The organism is Ascidiimonas meishanensis (assembly GCF_037782385.1).
In the GTDB taxonomy this organism is placed as follows: domain Bacteria; phylum Bacteroidota; class Bacteroidia; order Flavobacteriales; family Flavobacteriaceae; genus Ascidiimonas; species Ascidiimonas meishanensis.
This window is the reverse complement of record NZ_JBBEXD010000005.1, coordinates 241,194-263,255: the sequence shown is the minus strand read 5'-3', so window position 1 is coordinate 263,255 and position 22,062 is coordinate 241,194. Positions and strand designations below refer to the sequence as shown.

The following is a 22,062-nucleotide window of genomic DNA, read 5'->3' as shown; positions in this document are numbered from 1 at the left end:
ATATATAAGACACTAACCTTCAATTCAAACCAAAAATAACTTTATGGATATTCTAGACAAGATTGGTCTCAAAGACGCTGATTTCCTCAAAAAATTAAACCTAGATCAAATTACTTCAGGTGAGAAATTGAGTGACCCAACCGCTCTCAAAGAAATTATTACTTACGAACTGCCTCCATTAATTATTCTGGAAAGTGATTCTACTGATTTAAAACTAAGAAGTAGTGCAAATCTATCACATACAACACAACTATTTAATGAGCCTGGAGATAAAGATAAAGATGGTATTTTAGGAAATGATAAAAAGGCAGCTCTAAAATTAAATACAAACTATCCAATATTAAAGCACGCACTTTCCTTTGGGGTAACTGCGGGCGCATCGGGTAATGTAAAAGGAGTAGATTTTGGAATTGAGACAGGGGCTGCATTAAAAACTATTGCCTATTTCAAACACGGTAAAGAAGATAAAGTTAGGGATGCACTTTTAAGCGACTTAAAGGGAATGTCTTTTGGGTATTTTTTGCCCCAGGTAAAAAAGCTAAAAGTAGGAGAGGCATTGGCAGTAGTTACCAATGCCAATATAGGTCTCTCGCTTGCTTTTGAAACTACCGATGTAATTTCAGCCGGGCTTGACGGCCTCACAGATTTTATTAAAAGCAGTGAAAGTATTGCTTTAGATATTGATTTAGGCGCCAAAATAGGAGTGAATTTCTCGTTAACGGGAAATTATGAACTCATCTTTACAAAAGTTTCCGGAACCCGTTATGGGCTTTTTGTTAAAAGTGCTGTTGCTTCAGAAACCAAAGCAAATGCTAAACTAGGAGCTTCTGCTGCCTTTAACAACCCAAAAGCAGTATCTGATTTTCTTGAAAAACAATTAGACAAACTATTAGAAGCAGTAACTACTTTAGATATAGAAGAAATAACTGATCTGGAAAAGAAACTTAAAGATGCTTCTGCGGCTAATCTTAGCTTAGTAGATTTGGAAGAAAATGAACAAAAAGTAGTTACCTTACTTATTGATAGATTAAAACTTAAAGATGAAGTAGATAAAGTAACTGGTTTACTTAATAAAATTGGTGAAATACGAGGGGATATTAAAACTAAAATAGCCGAAGCAGCTAAAACCAAAATTGAAGCTGGATTTAACTATGAATATTCCAGAATGAGTTCTACCGATATTCTTCTAAAGGCAGAAATGGATGAAAGCATTCTTACAAAAACACATAAAGACCTGGTTTTATTCAATACCACTTCTTTTGTAGACCTTGCCACTAAAGCTACCAATAAAAACAAGATCAGTGTAAAAGAGTATCTTAAAGAGAAAAGTTTGAAAATAACCCGTAACTGGGGAATTTCATTAGGTATTGGTAATTATAAGTTTGGAGGTTCAGATACCAAAGAGATTGAAAGCAAGATACAGGAAACTATTATTGATAACGTTAAGGTAGAGAAAGTTGCTTTTGATGGAATTCGCAAATATGAAGAAACAGGAGATCTAGGTGGTTTTGGAAATGATTATTGGGTAGCATTCAACGCCTCTATGGATGAATTTAAAAAAGAACCCACGGTTAGTGATTTTGATTACGGCTTCTCTTTCTTTTTAGAACATCGAGAAGGAAAACTCAGGCGTTCTGAAAAAGACAAGTTTCTTCAAATTATGGATATGGCAAAACTCTGGAATATTGTCTCTGAAAAGGAAGGAGATAATCGTACAGATGAATTATGGAGTATCTTAAACCACAAAACAAAATCAGAAGATATAAGCTTCTCTTTTAAACTTAATTTTACAGCCGAAGCTTTTGATAGCCTTAAAGCAGATTGGACTAACCTGATAGTAAATCAGCCTGATAAAAACCTTAGACTTATCTCGCAAGCATTTGGAAAAGCAATGCCCTATGACGCAGATTTTAAGTATCGAAAAGATAGTCAGCTTCGCGGACAGGCGTATGGGGAACTTTGGAATTACTATTTTAGAAATGAAGGTTTAACAGGAATCCCAAATGAAGTTGGTTTTGCACATTATAGCCAGAAAGCCGAAGATTATTTTAAAACCCGTGAATTTGATCTAAGTAGATTGGAAGGAAAATATGACAATCCCAATCAGGCAGGAGATAATAAATGGTTTGGAGGGATTATACGAATAAACAATCCAGCTAAAAATATCAAAAGCTTTTTGAATGGGCTTGAAGACCTGCTATTTGCCATTCAAACCAAAGACCCTAAATATGAGAAAGTGGTTAAAAGAGCTTTTAGAGATATGCAAAGCGGGTGGGCATTTCAATTTTGTATAAAAGCATTGGGTATTTATTTTCTTGAGATGGCCAAAATAAAGGGAATTACCAAGGCTGTTGAATCTCAACTTGAGATTAAATACACCGATAAGGATGGAAATGAAAAAGCGATTCTTCTTAAGAAGAAAGATTAGTTGCTGCCTATGAAAATAAAAAAGCAAACGGAAATTACATCCGTTTGCTTTTTGTTTATACTACTCCTTTTCGAGATTTAAGAATTCGAAAAGGTCGGCTTCTAGACAAAATCGATTGCTTAATTGAAGAAGCCTATTAAAAAGTACGTAAAATGGTAAATACGCGAAATGCTGGAGTCATTGCCAATCAAGGGTTGGTGTCGGCAGTCAAAAATTTTGCTACCAATCAACTGGTGATTGATGTGATAGACATCAGACTGGACAAGCGCTTAGGAAATTCGTTGAAAGCAAGTCTGTTCCGAATGATTCAGGAATTGATCATCAATATTATAAAACATGCGGTGGCTACGGAAGCTTTTATTCAATTGACTTATCATGAAGAGCGTTTAAACATATTGGTAGAAGACAACGGTAAAGGCTTTGATCCTAAGACCACTATAGGGCTTCATTCCATTCAAAGACCGGTGGAGAATCTTAACGGAACATTAACTATAATAGCACTCCAAAGTAAATGAATCACCCTTATAATTGACATTCCACTATGATACGAATTGTATTTGCCGAAGACCATAACGCCTTGATAGAAGGCGTCCAATTATTTTTGGAATACGAAGAAGATATTGAAATGGTTGGCTTTGCCAATAATGGCAAAGAACTCCTCCAATTGGTGGAGCAAAAAAGACCTCAAGTTGTGGTTACGGATATTAGGATGCCCATAATGGATGGCATAGAAGCCACCAAAAAGATCATTCAAGATTATCCTCAAACCAAAGTAATTGCTTTTACTATGTTTGAACAAGATGCTGCCATAACAGAAATGGTACAAGCAGGCGCCAAAGGCTATCTACTTAAGAATTCCAGTTTAAAAGACCTTTTAACAGCTATTAGAAAAGTTGCCAATGGCGAAACCTTCTATGATGCTAATATTATTCTACCTGAACAAGAACATTCACATAAAAATAGCATTCTTACCAAACGGCAAATTGAAATTTTAAAATTGATTGCACAAGGGAAAACCAATCAGGAAATTGCAGACCTTCTTTTTATAGGAAGAACTACCGTAGAAACCCATCGAAAAAACATGATTAGTGCCTTAGGACTGAAAGGTTCTGGGGAATTACTTCGCTATGCTATTGAGAAAAAATACAATTTTTAAAGATTCAAGTTATGAAAAAAAATGTCCATTTTGATCACTTTGAAAATTAAAACTATTAGATTGTTTTTTTAAATCTAAAATTTTAAGATGATCATTTTAAAGGAGGCTTAAGCTATGACTTACAAGAAGAGATTAAAAAATACATACTTAATGAAGAAATCAGTTTTCCTATTAGTACGATTCGTAAAGAATTACAAATTTTTAAAAAATTAAATGCTCCCAACGCAAATTGCCCTCCTACTAATTCAGCTATTCCATGTATTCTAAAAAGTTTTCCTTTTTTAAGGGAAAAGATAGTCTTAACAGAAAAGAAAATAAGTTGTTTAGGAATTCAGTACCCAAAACTCCGTCCATCTTTTTTTATAAATAAAAACACGTTTCTACATAATGATAATAAATATTGGAAAGCAACCTTTGAAAGTAATCAAGAGCAAATAAATAGAAATTTATCTGGTGTAGGCATGGTCATTAGAGATAACAAAAATAAAGGATCGGCATGGATTATAGATGGAACAGATTATATCTTCACTAATAAACATGTAGCGGACCAACTTTTTGATGAAAAAAATGATCTGGTTAGTTCCTACATTAGTTTTGATGATTATCCCTTGGAATCTGATTCCCAAAAATTTGAAATTTCGAGTTTACACTATATTGCTGATAGGAATTCTCCTGATATAGCAATTTTTAAAATTGATATTAAACCAAAAGATAGGAAGCAGATATTAGGATTAACAATCACTCAAAAAAATACTTCAATAAAAAAAGAAATTCAAATTGCTGCTATTGGCTATCCTTCACATGAACGAGTAGCTTGCCAAGAACATAGAAATGCAATAAAAAAAATATTTAATCATAACTATGAAATAAAGAGAATCGCTCCGGCAAAATTAAATTCCAATTCATGTAAAACAAAAGATTACTTCTATCATGATTGTTCAACTCTAGGCGGCTCTTCCGGCTCACCAATTATTAATATTGAAGACGGTACCGTAATAGGTATGTACGATGAAGGTTACTTTGGGCTTTATAATTGCGCAGTTAATAATTCTGCATTACTAGAGATTTTACAGACGCTCTAATGATAAAAGCAACCTTTGTTTTGAAGGTTGCTTTTACAGTGTGGGGGTAATTGTGTAAGTTAACTACTTTTCTGCAGTTCACCAGAAGATACCGCTTCATCTAGTTCAACGGTAATAGTTCTGTAAGCATTAAAAAAGGCGCGCCCATCTGTTCTTTGAACCGTTGCTACTTTAATGCCTTCTTTGTTTGTTGTTGAATACAATACTTTTACCTTAACACCTATAACGGATTTCATATCGGCGATTCCACCTTTTTTAATAATAAAGTTCTTTTTAGGGAAATTGATATGCAGATATGTATCGTGAGGAACTGATTTAATGACATAAGTATCTCCTAAAAGACTACTTTGTTGTGCGCTTAATGGGTGATATCCTAAAAATAATAAAATTAAGAATATCGCAATAATTGTGTTTTTAAACATGACTAAATTGATTAATTATTAATTTTATACTATTATATTTTTAAATTTAATAATTAATTCAATTTTTTGCAAATTTGTGTTTCTATTTTTTAATCCTATATTTCTCAAACCACGCCAGTGTATGGGCAACTTTAGTAATCAAATTACTGGGGCGTGCAGCAATGCCATGTGATGCTTCTGGAATCTCCACCAAAACCGTTTCTATTTTCCTAAGTTTTAATGCGTGATATAGCTGCTTTGCTTCACTTGGTGGGGTCCTTAAATCATTCATTCCTACCATCACCATTGTAGGGGTTTGCACATTTCCAACCAAAGAGATTGGTGAAAATTTCCAGTACCCTTGAACATTTTCCCAAGGTTGTCCCGGATATCTATAGTTGGCATATCCGTAATAGTTATCGGCTACCAAGGTTTTGCTAATCCAGTTCATCACTGGTTTTGCTACCACAGCAGCTTCAAAACGGGTATTCTTCCCTATAATCCAAGCGGTCATGATTCCTCCGGCACTCCCGCCAGTAACATACAATTGATCTTCATGGGCAACCCCTTTTTTGATTAATTCGTCTACTCCATCCATCACATCGTTATAGTCTTCACCGGGATAATTGTTATAAAGAAGGTTTCCAAATTCCTCCCCATAGCTAGTACTCCCTCTGGGGTTAGGATAAAAAACAATATATCCGGCTGCTGCATACAACTGTATTTCTGCTGAAAAACGATCTCCGTAATTTAAAATAGGCCCTCCATGATTTTCAACTAGTAATGGGTATTTTTTAGAAGGATCATAATTTGGCGGGTAGACAACCCATCCTTGAATATCTCTTTTATCTATACTACTTTTGTACCAAATCTCTTCCACTTCTCCAAGTATTCTATTTCCCAGAAGATCATTATTCAATTGAGTTATCAGTTTGGGTGTTTTATCTTTTGGCTTTAATATTGCTACCTCTGCCGGATACGCAGGTAATGAATGCGTATAGGCAATAACCCCTTCATTAGAAACACTAAAAGAGCCTCCGGCATAAGGTCTTCCTATAGAAGTTCCCCCCATATTATTAGCCAGTCTTTTTGTAGTTCCTTCTAAATTGATGTAATCAATTTTGCTATTTCCATATTCATCATAAGAAATATAAAGTCCTTTACTTTTAGAATCCCATTGAAATCTTGAAATAGTACGATCTAGGTTTTGTGATATAATGCGTTTATCAGATCCATCAGTATTCATAATATGCAGTTGCCTTAACTGATATGCCTGAACCTTATCTTCAAAACTCAAATACGCTATTTTTTTACCATCAGGTGAAACAACAGGTCTAAAATCTGGTCCTTTTCTATCCGTTAAAGGCACAATGGTTTTATTTTTTATGCCTATTTTATATACTTCACTATTTACATAATCGTATTCCCAATCTTCATTCCTATTCCCCGAAACATACATTTCCTGATTATTAGGGTGCCATGATATAGTACCAGAATGATTAAAATCTCCATAAGTAAGTTGTTGTGGTGTACCCCCTTCTGATGGAACTATAAAGACATGCGTAAATCCCGGTGAAAGATATCCTCTTCCGTCTGCCTCATGTTTTAAGCGATCTGTGATTCTAGGACTTTTTGCCCATTTTGCACCCTTTGGTTTAGTTGGCATTTTAGCAATTACCGGAGGTGCTTTAGGCACCTTCATCAAAAAGGCAATCTGCTTACCATCTGGAGACCAAGAGATAGAGGACGGACTTTCTTTAAGTTGCGTAATGCGTGCAAATTGCTTACTATCTTTCCAGTACACAAAAAGTTCACTCCCTTGGTCTGTGCTGCTTACGAATGCAATCTGGTTGCCATTTGGTGACCATCTTGGTTGTGATTCATTTGCTTCTTGTGAAGTTAGTTTTTGATGATTTGCACCCTTTGAAGATACAATCCAAAGACTTCCTTTAGATCTATCTTTCTGGATATCAAATCCCATTCTTCTATAGACAATTTGTTTGCTATTTGGTGAGATTTGAGGATCGGAAGCGTATTCCAATTCAAATACATCTAAATATTCAAAGAATGTGTTTTCCTTTTGTTGACTGTAAATAATAGAAATGCCCAAGAGGGTTATTACTAAAATAAATTTCCTGATTTGCATGTTTAGTGTTTTTAGAAACATCTAAACTTACATATTCTGAGAAACTTACACAAAGAGAAATTGAAAAAGGCTTTTATCCAAGGGCTACATCAAGACTCATCATAACTAAAAAACCTCCTATAAAACCAAGGGTTGCGATATCTGTATATTTATCACGTTGGGTCTCTGGAATTACTTCTTCTACCACAACAAAAATCATAGCACCTGCTGCAAATGCTAAGGCATAGGGTAAAATAGGTGTAAAAAAAGTAACAGCAAGTGCACCAACAACTCCTGCAATTGGTTCAACTATCGCAGAGAGTTGCCCGTACCAAAAGCTCTTTTTACGGCTTACACCTTGTCGTCTTAAAGGCATTGCAACCGCTATTCCTTCTGGGAAATTTTGAATCCCTATACCCATGGCTAAGACCACTGCACCAGCTATTGATGCTTCTGGGATTCCTGCAGCAACCCCCCCAAATAAAACTCCTACCGCTAATCCCTCAGGAATATTATGTAAGGTAATGGCAAGGACTAACAAGGTAGTTTTATGAAAATTGCTATCTACTCCTTCACTCTCTTCTGGTTTGAAGTTGATGTGTAAATGCGGTAATAATTTATCCAATCCAAAAAGAAAGAGTGCTCCCAATCCAAACCCTATAGCGGCAGGCATAACCTTTACAAAACCGTCACCCTCACTCATTTCAATAGCCGGTGCAAGCAGACTCCAAAAACTCGCTGCAACCATAACCCCTCCTGTAAACCCAAGCATCCCATCTAATACGCTTCGCTTCATCGTTTTAAAAAAAAAGACTAAAGATGCCCCAGCAGCGGTAACAACCCAAGTAAAAAGAGTTGCCAAAAAAGCCCCTAAGACAGGGTCTATAGATTCAAAAAATTGAATAATTGTATTAAACATAAGTTATATTTTTTGCAGATAAATATTCTGTGCTGTAAGCGCAGAGATAATAATTGTTCTTGTACCGTTTTTTATGACCATAGAAGCATCAAATGGCTCTATTTCCAAAACCTCTAGCGTATCTCCCAAACTTAAATTTAATTTGTCTAAGTATTGAAGAAAATCTGAAGACGAATTTTTTACACCTACACAAATACCACGATCTGATTTTTTAAAAGAAGCCAATACGTTTTTATGAAAAGTAATTATATTTCCATTTTCATCTGGAATAGGGTCACCATGCGGATCTACTTTTGGATGTTGTAAAAAAGCATCTAATTCTTTGATCAATTTTTCAGATCTAATATGCTCTAATTGTTCTGCCACCTCATGCACCTCATCCCAAGAAAAATTAAGTTTTTCTACCAAAAACACCTCCCACAAACGATGCTTTCTAACTATTCTGGCTGCATTTAATCTTCCAGAAGGAGTGAGTTTTACACCTTGGTACTTTTTGTATTCTACTAAATTCTTTTCCGCCAACTTTTTAAGCATATCTGTTACAGAAGATGCTTTAGTCTCAATTTTTGAAGCAATGGCATTGGTAGAAACCCCTTTACTGTCTTCTTTTGAAAGATGATAGATTGTTTTTAAATAATTTTCTTCTGAAAAGGTTATGTTTTTCATACATGCAAAAATACATTTTTATTTATACAAATATATTTTTAGGCACTTCTAAAAGCAAGGGCTATGATTGAATACTTTGTTTAATAAGAAGAATTCAAAAGATTCTCGCTATCTGGTGCTAATTTGAAACCTATTTACTATTTCTTTTACTATTTTTGAAGAAACCCGCTTAACATGAGTAGACCTGTTTTGTCTTTAATTACGATCTTTCTTTTTACATCACTTAATGCACAGCAACAGTTGGTGAATGTTTCAGAAATTTTAAATCCTAGAGAAGAAAAAGAATTTTTGATAGCCGCCAATACGGGTGATCAAATTGAGATAAGACTACAGCGAATAAAAGGTAGTAAAATTGCTGAATTTTCACTTTTTTCCTTTCCAAATAAACTATTATTTAAAGAAGAGAAAATTAAGAAATTATCAAGAAATCTTGTCAGTGGAAAGAAGGGGATTTATCGTTTTGTGATTAAAAATACTTCTAAGAAATCTACTTCCTACCAATTTAAAGTTCAATTAATAAGCAAGAAAGAAAATGCTTTGAAAATTGGTTACAAGGTGAAAAAAGATACTACCTATGCCTATCCTACTTCATATTCAACTATTATTGAAGTAGAGAAGACTCAACCTCTACAGCAAGAAAAATTCTATCTAAATAGCAGGTCCAACGCATTAATTAAAGGAGGTAAAAACCGAATCATTTTTCCTGTGAATCTACCGGAAAATACTATAGAGTGGTTTTATGTATTTACTGCCTCAAGAAATGAAGCAGATATTCAAAATACACTTAAAACGTTTGATCTTGCTGGGAGTCTTAGCAAATTCATTGATCAAGATAGGTCTTTGCAAAATTCTGTAGGTAATTTGAGTGCACCTCCTGGAGCAGATATCTGTGATATCTATCTAATGGATGAGAAAAATGCAAGAATATTTATAAATAAAAAAGAATTTGAATATCAATTAAGTGCTTCCCGTGAAAACTATAAATCTGGTATTGTTGAAGTAAGTAAAAATTCTAAAAGAAAATTGTTCTTAGGTATAAATAATCCAGATAATATTTATGGTATTCATGTGAGTTTTGAAATAATTGCGATTGTAAAAGAGAGAGACTATGTTACCAAGAAGATTAACATTCCTGTTATTACTTCTTATAAAGTTCCTTACATAGAATAACCACTTTTTAAACCAAAAGGCAATTTGTATCTTTGCAATACGAGACTATGAAAAAGATCGCTATTGTAGGTTCTGGAATTGCAGGACTCGCAGCTTCCATTAGATTAAGAAATTCCGGATATGAAGTTGATGTATTTGAAGCAAATGAATATCCCGGAGGTAAATTGTCGCAAGTAAAACTAGGAGCATACCGCTTTGATGCCGGGCCTTCTTTATTTACAATGCCACATTTTGTAGATGCTATTTTCTTAGATACTAATAAGAATCCCGAAGACTATTTTACTTATTTTAGAAAAGAGATTATCTGTAAATATTTCTATGAAGATGGTACAAAATTTACGGCATATTCAGATAAAAATAAGTTTGCCAAGCATGCTAGTGAGGTTTTTAAAACCAATAAGGAAGAGATCTTAAATTATTTTGCCAATAACAAAAAAAAATATGATCTAACTGCTAGTCTTTTTCTGGAAAAATCTTTACACAAAGCTGAAACTTTTCTTAACAAACAAACCGTAAAAGCATTGGCAAATCTGGGTAGTTTAGACGTGCTTTCTACACTAAATACCGTAAACGAAAATGCTTTTTCAGATGCTAGATTGGTGCAGTTTTTCAATAGGTTTGCTACTTACAATGGCTCTTCTCCCTATCTCACTCCTGGTATTATGAGCATGATTCCACATTTAGAGCAACATTTTGGCACTTTCTTTCCAGTAAAAGGAATGCATCATATTACTATGAGCCTTTATAAACTTGCCACTGAAATTGGGGTGAATTTTTTCTTTAATCACAAAGTAGAAGAAATTAAAGTAAAGAATAAAAAAACAGAAGGAGTAATTGCCAATGGTGCTTTTCACGCATCAGACATTGTGATAAGCAATATGGATGTAGTACCCACTTATAGAAAACTATTAAAAAATGAAAAAGCACCTGAAAAAGTTTTAACTCAGGAGCGTTCCAGTTCTGCACTTATTTTCTATTGGGGAATAAAAAAGCAATTCAAAGAATTAGACTTGCATAATATTTTTTTTAGCGAGAATTACAAGGAGGAGTTTGATACCATTTTTCAAAAACAAGAGATCTATGAAGATCCTACGGTATATATAAACATAACTAGCAAAGAAAAAAAAGATGATGCACCAAAAGATTGTGAAACTTGGTTTGTAATGATTAATGTTCCAGGAAATACAGGGCAGAATTGGAAAGAACTCGTTAGTAAAAGCAGACAACAGATTCTAAAAAAATTATCAAGACTCTTGCAGGTTAATATTGAAGAGCTTATTGAAGAAGAAGCAATTCTTGACCCAGTATTAATAGAACAAAAAACCCAGTCTTATCAAGGGTCTCTATATGGGGCTGCAAGTAATAATAAGTTTGCAGCTTTTCTTAGACATCCTAATTTTAGCCAACGTATTGAAAATCTTTATTTTTGCGGTGGTAGTGTGCACCCAGGTGGCGGAATACCGCTTTGCTTACTTTCTGGCAAAATAGTGACAGAGTTAATTGAGAAAAAGTATAATTAAAGAGATATTTTTATGGAGGCAGGGGGAATTGTGAACAAAATAAAAAAAGACAAAGATAGAATAGCTATTGGTATTGTTTGGTTATTGCATTTAAGTGCGATTATTGGAATCGCTTTTGGTTTTGAGGAATGGTTTATTTCTTTAACTCCAATTAATTTATTAGTTCTATTTGCCCTTATAATTTGGGTGTCCAATCATAAAAAAAATATTCTTTTACTGTTGTTGATTCCATTTATCATAGGTTATATTGCGGAGGTTTTAGGGGTTAATTTTGGTCTTATTTTTGGAGATTATGTCTACGGAGAAAATCTAGGGATTAAAGTTCTTGATGTCCCGATTATTATTGGTATTAATTGGGCAATTCTCACCTATATTACTTCAAATATAAGTAGACAAATACACCCTAACACTTTTTTATCTGCTGCTATTGCAGCATTACTTATGACATCTTTAGACGTGCTTATTGAAGTATCAGCTCCAAGATTTGATTATTGGCGATTTGATAATGGATTTGCACCTGTTCAAAATTATATAGGCTGGTATTTTATTTCACTAATTTCCTGTTTCACATTCCAGAAATTTTATAAAAAAGGACATTTCATGCTCTCTTTTCATATCTTCACAGCTATTACTATATACTTTACGGTTTTCTTATATATCTAAATGAGAGATTACGATTACATCATAGTAGGAGCTGGTGCTGCAGGATTGCAACTCGCCTATTTAATGGCAAAAGATTCTTATTTTGATTCAAAAAAAATTCTAATTCTTGACAAAACTCCAAAAACTCAAAATGACCGAACCTGGTGCTTTTGGGAAGAAGGAAAGGGTATTTTTGAAGACATTGTTTATAAATCATGGAATACCGCTCTGTTTGCCAGCGATTTTTTTACCGAAAGTATTTCCTTAGAACCGTATACTTATAAAATGATTCAAGGAATTGATTTATATAACTTTATTTTGGCTGCTCTTGAACAACATGTTGCTTTTGACATTAAATATGAGCGCGTAACGCAAATTAAAGATGAACACTCTCACGTAAATGTAGTTACAGAAAATGGAATCTACGAAGCTTCAAAAGTCTTTAGTAGTGCTTTTAATCCGGAAGCAATGCGCACCCAAAAAAAATATCCATTGCTACAACAGCATTTTATTGGCTGGTTTGTAAAGACGGAGAATCCTATTTTTAATCCGGAAGAAGTAACCTTTATGGACTTTGCTATTCCTCAAAAAGGGAATACTAGATTTATGTATGTACTGCCATTTTCAGTAAATGAAGCCTTAGTTGAATATACCTTGTTTTCTGAAACCCTTCTTTCAGATGCTGAGTATGAGCTGGCAATTAAAAACTATCTTGATGAAAAACAAGCTGGAGCATATGAGATTGTAGATGTTGAAAGAGGAAGCATTCCAATGACCACTTTTGATTTTACTTCAGATAATACTGCTAACTTTTTAAGAATTGGAATTGCTGGCGGATGGACAAAAGCTAGTACTGGATATACTTTTAAAAATTCGCAAAGAAAAGCTCAAGAACTTATTAGCATTATCAAAAGAAATGATCCTATTAAAAAGTTTAATAGTGCAAATAGATTTACTTTTTATGATGGAATATTACTTGATATTTTAAAACAAAAAAATCATTTAGGAGCTTCTATCTTTTCAAGGTTATTTAAAAGAAATAAGGCACAACAAATTTTTAAATTTTTAGAAGATAAAACGACCATTCTAGAAGAAATAAGAATTATGGCTTCGGTAGCTGACATTCATTTTACAAAAGCTTTTTTTAGATACCTTGTCTCAAAAATTAAATCTAAATAAACTTGCTAAAATTTTCTATCCATTAGAGCATTACCAAAATCACTTAAAATTACCTTTCCTTCATCACTTATTTGTAATTTGTTTAGCACATCAAATGCTTTCACCGTATAATTAATAATTTCTTTTCGTGTAATTTCTGCAGCTCCGCTTTCTTCAAAGATACTTAACACGGTATTAATTTTTTCCTCAGGGTCTGTAGGCTGAATGGTAAAAAGATGTTGTAACTGTTTTGATTCTTCTTTTGAAGATTGTTCTTTTGCTTTTAGATATAGAAAAGTTTTTTTGTTCTCAATAATATCTCCTCCTACTTGCTTACCAAATCTTTCCGGGTCGCCAAAAGCATCAAGATAATCATCTTGAAGCTGAAATGCTATCCCCAAATTAAGTCCGAATTCATAAATAAATTGCGCATCTTCTTTTGGAGCATTGGCAATGATGGCTCCCATTTTCATAGCTGCTGCTACTAACACCGCCGTCTTACAAGTAATCATTTTGAGATATTCTGCAATTTCAACATCATCTCTACTCTCAAAATCTACATCGTATTGTTGTCCTTCACATACTTCAATAGCTGTTTTACTAAATAACTTTGCCAATTCTTTAAAAATCGCAGGCTCATAAGCTTCAAAAAACCGGTATGCAATAATCAGCATAACATCTCCAGAAAGAATTCCCGTGTTTAAATCCCATTTTTCATGTACTGTTTTATTACCTCTTCTTAGGGGCGCATCATCCATAATATCATCATGGACTAAGGAAAAATTATGAAAAACTTCTACCGCCAATGCCGCATCCATCGCATCCTTATGATTACCTCCAAAAATATCTGTAGACATTAATGTAAGTATAGGTCTAAGCCTTTTACCGCCCAATTGAAGAATGTAGGAGACAGGGTCATATAAATTAGCGGGTTCTTTTGTTTCCACTCTCTCAGAGAGCGCTTTAACAAAACTAGTATGGTATTCAGGAATTGTTAACATCCTTTTTTTTGTAAAAATACAGTAAATCGAATCATAGCAAAACTGAAAGGTTTGTTAAAAAATTGTAAAACTTTGGAAACTTTTAATGTTTTTAAAGTTTCCTGCACTACATTTGTACCTGTTAATGAAAGAAAATATACTCCATAACGCAAAAGATTTGTTTCTCACTTTTGGCTTCAAAAGTGTAACAATGGATGATATCGCCAATAAAATGGGAATCTCAAAGAAAACAATTTATGCGCATTATGAAAACAAAACCAAACTTGTGGAGGCCTGTACATTTGATTTATTTGACCGCATTTGTATAGGTATTGACGAAATCTGCGAAAGAGCACCTAATCCTATTGAAGAACTTTACCATATTAAAAAATTTGTGATGGAGCATTTGAAAGATGAACGCAGTTCTCCTCAATATCAGCTTAGCAAATATTATCCAAAAATTTATGCCCGTCTCATGTTGAAACAGTTTGAAGTGATGCATGAAAGCGTAAAGGACAATCTTAAAAAAGGAATTGCACAAAATCTTTTTAGAGACACAATGGATGTAGATTTTGTTTCACGAATGTACTTTACTGGTATGACAGGGATTAAATCTCGTGAATTATTTCCTCAGGACCAATTTGATATGAATCATTTGATGGAAAATTATCTCGAATATCATTTAAGAGCAATAGTTACTAGTAAAGGACTTAAAATTCTTAATCAATTTATAAACACGCATCAATCGTAACAACGATGAAAAAAATCATCTTCATACTTCCTGTTTTATTTTTATGCCATCTTGCTATAGCGCAAGAAAAATCATATAGCTTTACCATGGATGAAGCGGTTGCTTTTGGCCTTGAAAATAATAGAATCGCCAAAAATGCCTCTCGAGATATTGAAGCAGCTAAAAAACAGCAATGGGAAGCTATTTCTATTGGGTTACCCCAAATAAGTGCTACTGTAGATTACCAAAATTTCTTAAAACAACAAGTCTCTCTTATCCCTGCAGAATTTTTTGGAGGAGAACCCGGGGAATTTTCAGAAGTTATTTTTGGAACAAAACAAAATGTAAATGCATTTGCTACTTTATCACAAGTTATATTTGATGGTTCTTATTTGGTAGGTCTTCAATCCTCTAAAGTATTTCTGGAAATATCAAAAAATGCAAAGGAAAAAACAGATTTACAAGTAAGACAACAGGTGATTCAAGCTTATGGTAATGTATTACTTACACAAGAAAGTCTATTCATTGCCGAAAGAAATGTAGCAGCACTGCAAAAGAATGTAAATGAAACTCAAAAGATTTTTGAAAACGGACTCACGGAAGAAGAAGATTTAGAACAATTACAAATTACCCTTGCTAATCTGGAAAGTGATCTAAGTAATTTAAAAAGATTACTATCACTGTCTTATCAAATGCTTAATATTACTTTAGGTCTAGACCTTGATGCCAAGGTTACAACTACCGATACTTTAGAATCACTTACCATGAAAAATGCAGAGAATCCATTTGACTCTGCTCCCTTTCTTATAGAGAATAACATTGATTATAAAATTGCTTTTAACAATCAGCGATCACAGGAACTGCTTGTAAAACTTGAAAAAAGTAAAGCACTCCCTTCATTAGATGCTTTTATTAATGGAGGATATCAAGGTTTTGGTGATGAGTTTACTTTTCTTAACGGAGATCAACGCTGGTTTGGAAACTCTCTTTTAGGGGTAAGTTTGCAAGTTCCTATTTTTAGTTCTTTACAGCGATCTGCACGAACTCAGAGAGCTAAAATTAATTTTGAAAAAGCAAAAGCAGAGCTTACTGAAACGAAATTAAATATAAAATTTGAACACAAAAGAGCGTTAAGTAACTACCAATTTTCAATTGAACAATACGTAACATCTAAAAAGAATTTGAATCTTGCCGAAAGAATTGAACGAAAAAATCAGATAAAATATACAGAGGGAATTGCTTCTAGTTTTGAACTAAGGCAGGCGCAACTTCAGCTGTATAGCAGCCAACGTGAATTTTTACAAGCCATGATAGATGTAATTACAGCTCAAACTATTCTGGAAACCATACAATACTCAGGCGACATTTTTAGATAAACATTTCTATAAAGTATAACTAACAAAACCAAACAAGTAATGAAACATATATTTTCCAGCCTATTACTTACTCTTTTACTTATCTCCTGCGGCAGTAGTACAGAGAAGTCTGTTGAAGACATTATAAGTGAAGGCAATCTTGCTACACTTAAAGAGAAGAAAGCAGCCTTGAACGAAAAAAATAAATCCCTTGAAGCAGAAATTAAGCTTCTTGATGTGGCAATCAGTAAACTAGATACTGAAAAGAAACTGGAACTGATTACAACATTTATTGTAAAGGATAGCTTGTTTAATCATTATATTGAGCTTCAAGGCAGTGTAGATACCAAACAAAATATCTCTGTTTTCGCAGAATTTAATGGTTTGTTATACAGTGTCCCTGTAAAAGAAGGACAAAGAGTATACAAAGGCCAGGTTTTAGGGAGAATTGATGATGGTGGCCTTAGCCAACAATTGGCACAAATGCAAGTGCAGTCTGATTTAGCTAAAACTACTTTTGAAAGACAAAAAAGGCTTTGGGAGCAAAAAATTGGTTCTGAAATTCAATACTTACAATACAAAAGTAACTATGAGGCTCAAGAGAAAGCAATTGCACAAATGAAAAATCAATTGTCAAAAACTGTGGTTACTGCTCCATTTAATGGAGTGGTAGATGAAATTTTTACAGATCAAGGAACAATTGTAAGCGCAGGCACAGCTGTTGCACGTATTGTAAATCTCAATGATATGTTTATTGAAGCAGAAGTGCCAGAAACCTATTTAACCACGGTTAAAAAGGCAACCAATGTAAAGGTAGATTTTCCGGTACTCAATGAGTCTTTGGAAACCAAAATAAAACAAGTGAGCAGTTTTATCAATCCGAGTAACCGATCTTTTAAAATAGAGGTTTCTGTTCCTAATAAATCAGGCAATATTAAGCCTAATCTTACCGCCAAACTTTTAATTAACGATTACACTAATGAGAATGCTATTTTAATACCGCAGAATATTATTTCTGAAAATGCCGAAGGGGAACAATATGTATACACTATCCTTCAAAAAGAAGGTGAAAATATTCCAGTTACTAAAAAGAATCTGATAGTTACTGGCAAAACTCAGGGAGACTATGTGGAAGTTTTAGAAGGTTTAAAAACAGGAGATGAAATTATTCTGGAAGGTGCTAGAAGCGTAAAAGAAGGACAAGAAGTAGCTATCAAACAAAATTAATTTTAGATGAGCAATAAGAAAAAACAGACGGGTAAAGAATTCAAGCTTTCCTCCTGGGCTATCGATAATAAAACAACCATCTGGGTCACTATCTTTATCTTTTTAATTTTGGGACTCTCCGCATACAATAGTATGCCAAGGGAGGATTTTCCGGAAATTAAAGAAACTAAAATCTATATCAGCACTTTATATCCTGGCAACACCGCAGAAGATATTGAACGTTTAATTACCGATCCGTTAGAGGATAAGTTAAAAAATGTCTCAAACGTAGTAGAAATTCTTTCTACCTCCCAGGAAGATTATTCAATTATAACGGTTGAATTTGATGAAGATATTACGGTTGAAGCAGCAAAACAGAAAGTGAAAGATGAAACTGATAGCGAAAAAGCAGGAGAAGATTGGCCTACCTTTAACAATGCAAAGGTAGAACCAAATGTTTTCGATTTAAACCTATCAGAAGAGATTCCTATTCTAAATATTAATATCTCAGGAGATTATCCAATTGAAAAACTAAAAGAATTTGCCGAATATCTTGAAGATGAAATTGAAGATCTTGAAGAAATTAAGCAAGCAGATATTCGAGGTGCACAAGAAAAGGAAGTAGAGATTGCCGTAGATGTTTATAAAATGATGGCTGCAAAAATAAGCTTTGAAAATGTTATAAACGCAGTTAGAAACGGTAATATGACAATTTCTGCGGGCAACTTGATAACCAGTGGACAACGAAGAACCATTAGAATTATGGGGGAAATTGTTCAACCAGATCAATTGGAAAATTTTGTCGTAAAGTCAGAAAAAGGAGCGGTTTACCTAAAAGATATTGCTAAAGTTAGTTTCTCAGAAGAAGACAAAACCACTTTTGCCAGAGAATTTGGCCATAGCGTAGTGATGCTTGATATAAAAAAACGTGCTGGGAAAAATATGATTCGTGCTGTAGAGCAAATTGATCAAATTCTCAAAAAAGCAGAGGCAGAAGTATTTCCACCAGACTTAACAGTTACAAAAGCAAATGACCAATCTGCAAAAACACTCAATAATGTAAATGACCTTGTCAATAATATCATCTTTGGTATTCTCCTTGTTGTGGGTGTTTTAATGTTTTTCTTAGGGTTTAGAAATGCACTCTTTGTTGGATTTGCAATACCTATGTCTATGTTTATGTCTTTTATGATATTACAAGCTTTGGGGTATACAATGAACACGATGATCCTTTTTGCGCTAATTATGGGGTTAGGGATGCTGGTAGATAATGGGATAGTTGTAGTAGAAAATGTATATAGGCTTATGGAAGAAGAAGGTATGTCTCGTATTGAGGCTGCCAAAAAAGGTGTAGGTGAAATAGCATTTCCTATCATCATCTCTACTGCCACTACTGTAGCTGCTTTTATTCCATTAGGATTATGGCCAGGGGTTATGGGGCAGTTTATGATCTATTTTCCAATTACTCTGTCCGTAGTGCTAGGGTCTTCTCTTTTTGTAGCTATTTTTATGAATTCCATGTTGGTTTCACAATTTATGCAAACAGAAGAAAAGATCCTAAGTGTTAAGCAACTTATTAGGTTAAGTATATTACTAGGAGGGTTTGGAATGCTCATTCTTCTTTTTGGTGGTGAAGTGCGCGGACTAGGGTCTCTTATGATTGTAACTGCCATTATGTTTTGGGTGTATAAATATTTCCTTAAAAAAGGAGCAAACTATTTCCAACGAAACACATTGGTTTGGTTGGAGCGTAAATATGAAAAGTTTCTAAACTACGCACTTTACACAAAGAGATCTATTTTCCTTGTAGGTGGAACTTTTGCTTTATTGATTTTGGTATTCATATTATTTGGAATGTCTGTTGGGAGTCAACGTACAAAAATTGAATTCTTCCCAGATAATACGCCCAATCAGATTATTGTTTACATAGAGTATCCAGAAGGTACCGATATCAATAAAACCAACTCAATTACCAAAGAAATAGAAAAAAGAGTATACGAGATTATTAATTCTGATAATTATACTGAGGGTACTAGAAATGTATTGGTAGAATCTGCAGTTTCTCAGGTTGGTGAAGGTGCTGGAAATCCACAAACTGATGGAGGATCAGCAGCCGAAATGCCTCATAGAGGGAAAATTACTGCTACCATGCGAGAATATAAATATCGCAATGGTAAAGACAGTGAACTATTGCGACAAAAAATACAGGATGGTCTTAAAGGTATTTACCCCGGAGTAGCCATTTCCGTTGAAAAAGATGCAGTAGGTCCTCCGGCGGGTTACCCAATTAATATAGAGTTGGAGGGTGATTCATACAATGAATTAATTGCTGCTGCACAAGGCATGCGTGAATTCATTAATTCTAAAAATTTGGATGGAATTGAGGAACTAAAAATTGATGTAAACAAAGGTAAACCAGTAATGCAGGTTTCAGTAGATCGTGAAAAAGCTGGAGAATTAGGGGTTGCTGCAGGACAAGTAGGTAACCAACTTAGGCGATCTATCTTTGGTGAAAAAGCTGGTATTTATAAAAAAGATGGAGAAGATTACGATATTTACATACGCTTCAATGAAGAGAACCGTTATAACACGAGTGCACTTTTTAATCAAAACATTATTTTTAGAGAACAGTCTACCGGACAGATAAAAGAGATTCCAATATCTTCCCTAATCAGACAAAAAAACACTTCTGCCTTTAGTGCTATTAAACACAAACAAGCAAAGCGTGTAGTTACAGTATACTCTGGATTAAAGCCAGGGTTTACAGACGCACAAGCTATTGTAAATCAGATTCAAGCAGAAATGGAAAGTTATGATGGTTTACCAAAAGGAGTAAAAATTGATTATACAGGCCAAATTGAAGAACAGAACAAGCAAATGTCTTTCTTGATGGGAGCGTTTTTCTCTGGGTTGGGTCTTATAATGTTGATATTGATTTTTCAATTTAGCTCTATTTCTAAGCCCACCATTATCATGATTGCTATCTTCTTAAGCTTTGTAGGTGTATTTGGAGGAATTTTAATTACCGGATCTTCTTTTGTGATCATGATGACCATGATGGGAATTATATCCCTCGCTGGAATTGTGGTAAATAATGGTGTGGTATTGCTAGATTATACACAGCTATTAATAGATCGGAAACAGGAAGCAATGGAACTAGAGGATGATGAAATGCTCGCTAAAGAAGAGGTGCGTGAGCTGGTAATTAAAGGTGGTAAAGCACGTTTACGTCCAGTATTATTAACAGCAATTACAACGGTGTTAGGGTTAATACCATTAGCAACAGGTTTTAATATTGATTTCTTCTCCTTGTTTAGTGAGTTTGATCCCAAAATATACGTTGGCGGTGATAATGTGATTTTCTGGGGACCATTAGCATGGACGGTGATTTATGGATTGATTATAGCCACCTTCCTTACATTAATTGTAGTGCCCGTATTATTCTTTATGGTATATAAATTAAAACTGTATATACGTGGTTTAAAGAAAAAAGCAACTACTTCAAACACCGGAGATTTGCAAGAAGCAGCTTAACATTAAAACCGGAGTGAAAAACTTCGGTTTTTTATTTTTAAATATTATTTGAAACGGAATTTGTTTGATCATTTATCAACTTATTTTCATTAAGCAATCTATTCTTAATAACTTGTTTCTACTAACTAAACTTTGAATAATTAAGAGCATTCTTGTATGCTTGCTGCTTTAGTTGAATTCAATTAGTTTTGTGGTAAGCCAAATTAACTATGCAAACTTTTAAAAAAATAGTACTCCTCTTTTTAGTGCTCTTTCCTTTTCTGAGTTTTACTCAAAAAAATATAAATCAACAATTAGCAAAAGAGGTCTACACTTCAACAATAACCTCAGCTGATGCAGGAACAGAAAAGAAAAGAAATGCTCTTGTTAAAATGTTGAATGGTATGCTATCAATAGCTGATGAAGGAGATTTTAAAGACAGAATATTAGATCATAAAATATATCTGGACAACCTTGAGTATATTAAAATTCCAACAGCAGATCTCACTAAAATAACTGATAGTTTAGTAGGTGCTTATAATTTGTCATTTGAAAAATCTGGCACCGAATACTACATAGAACCGGATGAATCCTTTAGAAGCGTTATTAAAGAAAATAACACTGGAGTTTATCTCTATTTGTTCATTAATAGCGAGCAGAAAATGTATTTAGAGTTTGTTAATTATACAGATGGAGTTCAAAAACTCAATATATATAAATCGTTGATAGAGGTAGATAATCAAAAATTTCCTTATTATCTAAATTGGGTAAAATCTAATAGCAAAACCGCTGAATATTGCTCCATTGAAACTAATACTACTAATTTTTTGGAACTCTTTAAAGCAATTGCTAAACATGAAAATGAATTTAAAATCACTTTTATTGGAGAAAACGGAGGAAGAACTCAAATTTTACCAAAAGAAATGGCTTTTGAAATTAAAAACATATTGAATGTTTACCATAAACTAATAAATTAAGTTAATAGTTTTTAAGGTTTCACTAGAAATTAAA

The 22,062-nt window shown here is 33.8% G+C and carries 18 protein-coding genes; 13 read left to right on the top strand and 5 right to left on the bottom strand.

The features are described from left to right. Positions 1-43 precede the first annotated feature (43 nt). The 4 genes from WBG07_RS11420 (at position 44) to WBG07_RS11405 (ending at position 4,666) form a co-directional block, all read left to right on the top strand. On the top strand, positions 44-2,428 hold the full coding sequence (locus WBG07_RS11420; RefSeq protein ID WP_340201416.1) for a hypothetical protein: 2,385 nt from the start codon (positions 44-46) through the stop codon (positions 2,426-2,428). 152 nt (positions 2,429-2,580) lie between these two features. Then, positions 2,581-2,943, top strand: a complete 363-nt coding sequence (locus WBG07_RS11415; protein ID WP_340201414.1) for a sensor histidine kinase — start codon at positions 2,581-2,583, stop codon at positions 2,941-2,943. Between the two features lie 26 nt (positions 2,944-2,969). After that, entirely contained in the window at positions 2,970-3,584 is a 615-nt protein-coding gene (locus WBG07_RS11410; protein ID WP_340201413.1) for a response regulator, read from the top strand. A gap of 461 nt (positions 3,585-4,045) precedes the next feature. Further along, positions 4,046-4,666 carry a S1 family peptidase gene (locus WBG07_RS11405; RefSeq protein ID WP_340201412.1) on the top strand — a complete coding sequence of 207 codons (621 nt, stop codon included), beginning with the start codon at positions 4,046-4,048 and terminating at the stop codon, positions 4,664-4,666. Positions 4,667-4,725: 59 nt separating this feature from the next. Here WBG07_RS11405 and WBG07_RS11400 read toward each other — a convergent pair whose 3' ends face one another. The 4 genes from WBG07_RS11400 to WBG07_RS11385 all read right to left on the bottom strand — a co-directional run bounded on the left by WBG07_RS11400 (position 4,726) and on the right by WBG07_RS11385 (position 8,777). Continuing rightward, the gene (locus WBG07_RS11400; protein WP_340201410.1) at positions 4,726-5,088 is read right to left on the bottom strand and encodes a dihydroorotase; all 363 of its coding nucleotides are present in this window, start codon (positions 5,086-5,088) and stop codon (positions 4,726-4,728) included. Positions 5,089-5,170: 82 nt separating this feature from the next. Continuing rightward, positions 5,171-7,213: a S9 family peptidase gene (locus WBG07_RS11395; RefSeq protein ID WP_340201408.1), complete on the bottom strand. Its 2,043-nt coding sequence runs from the start codon at positions 7,211-7,213 to the stop codon at positions 5,171-5,173. A 73-nt stretch (positions 7,214-7,286) separates the two neighbouring features. Then, positions 7,287-8,111, bottom strand: coding sequence for a ZIP family metal transporter (locus WBG07_RS11390; protein WP_340201406.1), 825 nt, complete (start codon positions 8,109-8,111; stop codon positions 7,287-7,289). A 3-nt stretch (positions 8,112-8,114) separates the two neighbouring features. Next, positions 8,115-8,777 carry a metal-dependent transcriptional regulator gene (locus WBG07_RS11385; RefSeq protein ID WP_340201404.1) on the bottom strand — a complete coding sequence of 221 codons (663 nt, stop codon included), beginning with the start codon at positions 8,775-8,777 and terminating at the stop codon, positions 8,115-8,117. Between the two features lie 174 nt (positions 8,778-8,951). Between WBG07_RS11385 and WBG07_RS11380 the strand changes: the two genes are divergently transcribed. The 4 genes from WBG07_RS11380 to WBG07_RS11365 are packed head-to-tail and all read left to right on the top strand — an operon-like array spanning position 8,952 to position 13,288. Next, positions 8,952-9,947 (top strand): hypothetical protein, encoded by a 996-nt coding sequence (locus WBG07_RS11380; protein WP_340201402.1) that lies wholly within the window; start codon positions 8,952-8,954, stop codon positions 9,945-9,947. A gap of 47 nt (positions 9,948-9,994) precedes the next feature. Further along, positions 9,995-11,467 carry a 1-hydroxycarotenoid 3,4-desaturase CrtD gene (gene crtD, locus WBG07_RS11375; RefSeq protein ID WP_340201400.1) on the top strand — a complete coding sequence of 491 codons (1,473 nt, stop codon included), beginning with the start codon at positions 9,995-9,997 and terminating at the stop codon, positions 11,465-11,467. Between the two features lie 12 nt (positions 11,468-11,479). Further along, positions 11,480-12,130 (top strand): carotenoid biosynthesis protein, encoded by a 651-nt coding sequence (locus tag WBG07_RS11370; protein WP_340201399.1) that lies wholly within the window; start codon positions 11,480-11,482, stop codon positions 12,128-12,130. Continuing rightward, positions 12,131-13,288: a lycopene cyclase family protein gene (locus WBG07_RS11365; RefSeq protein WP_340201398.1), complete on the top strand. Its 1,158-nt coding sequence runs from the start codon at positions 12,131-12,133 to the stop codon at positions 13,286-13,288. It abuts the gene before it with no gap. A gap of 5 nt (positions 13,289-13,293) precedes the next feature. Here the strand turns inward: WBG07_RS11365 and WBG07_RS11360 are convergent, their stop codons facing one another. Then, entirely contained in the window at positions 13,294-14,268 is a 975-nt protein-coding gene (locus WBG07_RS11360) for a polyprenyl synthetase family protein (RefSeq protein ID WP_340201397.1), read from the bottom strand. A gap of 124 nt (positions 14,269-14,392) precedes the next feature. Between WBG07_RS11360 and WBG07_RS11355 the strand changes: the two genes are divergently transcribed. The 5 genes from WBG07_RS11355 (at position 14,393) to WBG07_RS11335 (ending at position 22,028) form a co-directional block, all read left to right on the top strand. Continuing rightward, complete coding sequence (locus tag WBG07_RS11355; protein WP_340201396.1) at positions 14,393-14,998, top strand: TetR/AcrR family transcriptional regulator; 606 nt, start codon at positions 14,393-14,395, stop codon at positions 14,996-14,998. Positions 14,999-15,003: 5 nt separating this feature from the next. Next, positions 15,004-16,353: a TolC family protein gene (locus tag WBG07_RS11350; RefSeq protein WP_340201394.1), complete on the top strand. Its 1,350-nt coding sequence runs from the start codon at positions 15,004-15,006 to the stop codon at positions 16,351-16,353. A 39-nt stretch (positions 16,354-16,392) separates the two neighbouring features. After that, entirely contained in the window at positions 16,393-17,559 is a 1,167-nt protein-coding gene (locus WBG07_RS11345; RefSeq protein WP_340201392.1) for an efflux RND transporter periplasmic adaptor subunit, read from the top strand. A gap of 6 nt (positions 17,560-17,565) precedes the next feature. Further along, positions 17,566-21,072, top strand: coding sequence for an efflux RND transporter permease subunit (locus WBG07_RS11340; RefSeq protein ID WP_340201390.1), 3,507 nt, complete (start codon positions 17,566-17,568; stop codon positions 21,070-21,072). Between the two features lie 209 nt (positions 21,073-21,281). After that, positions 21,282-22,028 carry a hypothetical protein gene (locus WBG07_RS11335; RefSeq protein ID WP_340201388.1) on the top strand — a complete coding sequence of 249 codons (747 nt, stop codon included), beginning with the start codon at positions 21,282-21,284 and terminating at the stop codon, positions 22,026-22,028. Positions 22,029-22,062 lie beyond the last annotated feature (34 nt).

What these genes read in the sequence shown, in the direction of transcription:
- WBG07_RS11340 (WP_340201390.1), top strand. Translation starts at nt 17,566, where the DNA reads ATGAGCAATAAGAAAAAACAGACGGGTAAAGAATTCAAGCTTTCCTCC.
- WBG07_RS11385 (WP_340201404.1), bottom strand. Translation starts at nt 8,777, where the DNA reads ATGAAAAACATAACCTTTTCAGAAGAAAATTATTTAAAAACAATCTAT.
- WBG07_RS11395 (WP_340201408.1), bottom strand. Translation starts at nt 7,213, where the DNA reads ATGCAAATCAGGAAATTTATTTTAGTAATAACCCTCTTGGGCATTTCT.
- WBG07_RS11420 (WP_340201416.1), top strand. Translation starts at nt 44, where the DNA reads ATGGATATTCTAGACAAGATTGGTCTCAAAGACGCTGATTTCCTCAAA.
- WBG07_RS11410 (WP_340201413.1), top strand. Translation starts at nt 2,970, where the DNA reads ATGATACGAATTGTATTTGCCGAAGACCATAACGCCTTGATAGAAGGC.
- WBG07_RS11355 (WP_340201396.1), top strand. Translation starts at nt 14,393, where the DNA reads ATGAAAGAAAATATACTCCATAACGCAAAAGATTTGTTTCTCACTTTT.
- WBG07_RS11405 (WP_340201412.1), top strand. Translation starts at nt 4,046, where the DNA reads ATGGTCATTAGAGATAACAAAAATAAAGGATCGGCATGGATTATAGAT.
- crtD (WP_340201400.1), top strand. Translation starts at nt 9,995, where the DNA reads ATGAAAAAGATCGCTATTGTAGGTTCTGGAATTGCAGGACTCGCAGCT.
- WBG07_RS11370 (WP_340201399.1), top strand. Translation starts at nt 11,480, where the DNA reads ATGGAGGCAGGGGGAATTGTGAACAAAATAAAAAAAGACAAAGATAGA.
- WBG07_RS11350 (WP_340201394.1), top strand. Translation starts at nt 15,004, where the DNA reads ATGAAAAAAATCATCTTCATACTTCCTGTTTTATTTTTATGCCATCTT.
- WBG07_RS11345 (WP_340201392.1), top strand. Translation starts at nt 16,393, where the DNA reads ATGAAACATATATTTTCCAGCCTATTACTTACTCTTTTACTTATCTCC.
- WBG07_RS11335 (WP_340201388.1), top strand. Translation starts at nt 21,282, where the DNA reads ATGCAAACTTTTAAAAAAATAGTACTCCTCTTTTTAGTGCTCTTTCCT.
- WBG07_RS11380 (WP_340201402.1), top strand. Translation starts at nt 8,952, where the DNA reads ATGAGTAGACCTGTTTTGTCTTTAATTACGATCTTTCTTTTTACATCA.
- WBG07_RS11400 (WP_340201410.1), bottom strand. Translation starts at nt 5,088, where the DNA reads ATGTTTAAAAACACAATTATTGCGATATTCTTAATTTTATTATTTTTA.
- WBG07_RS11415 (WP_340201414.1), top strand. Translation starts at nt 2,581, where the DNA reads ATGGTAAATACGCGAAATGCTGGAGTCATTGCCAATCAAGGGTTGGTG.
- WBG07_RS11360 (WP_340201397.1), bottom strand. Translation starts at nt 14,268, where the DNA reads ATGTTAACAATTCCTGAATACCATACTAGTTTTGTTAAAGCGCTCTCT.
- WBG07_RS11390 (WP_340201406.1), bottom strand. Translation starts at nt 8,111, where the DNA reads ATGTTTAATACAATTATTCAATTTTTTGAATCTATAGACCCTGTCTTA.
- WBG07_RS11365 (WP_340201398.1), top strand. Translation starts at nt 12,131, where the DNA reads ATGAGAGATTACGATTACATCATAGTAGGAGCTGGTGCTGCAGGATTG.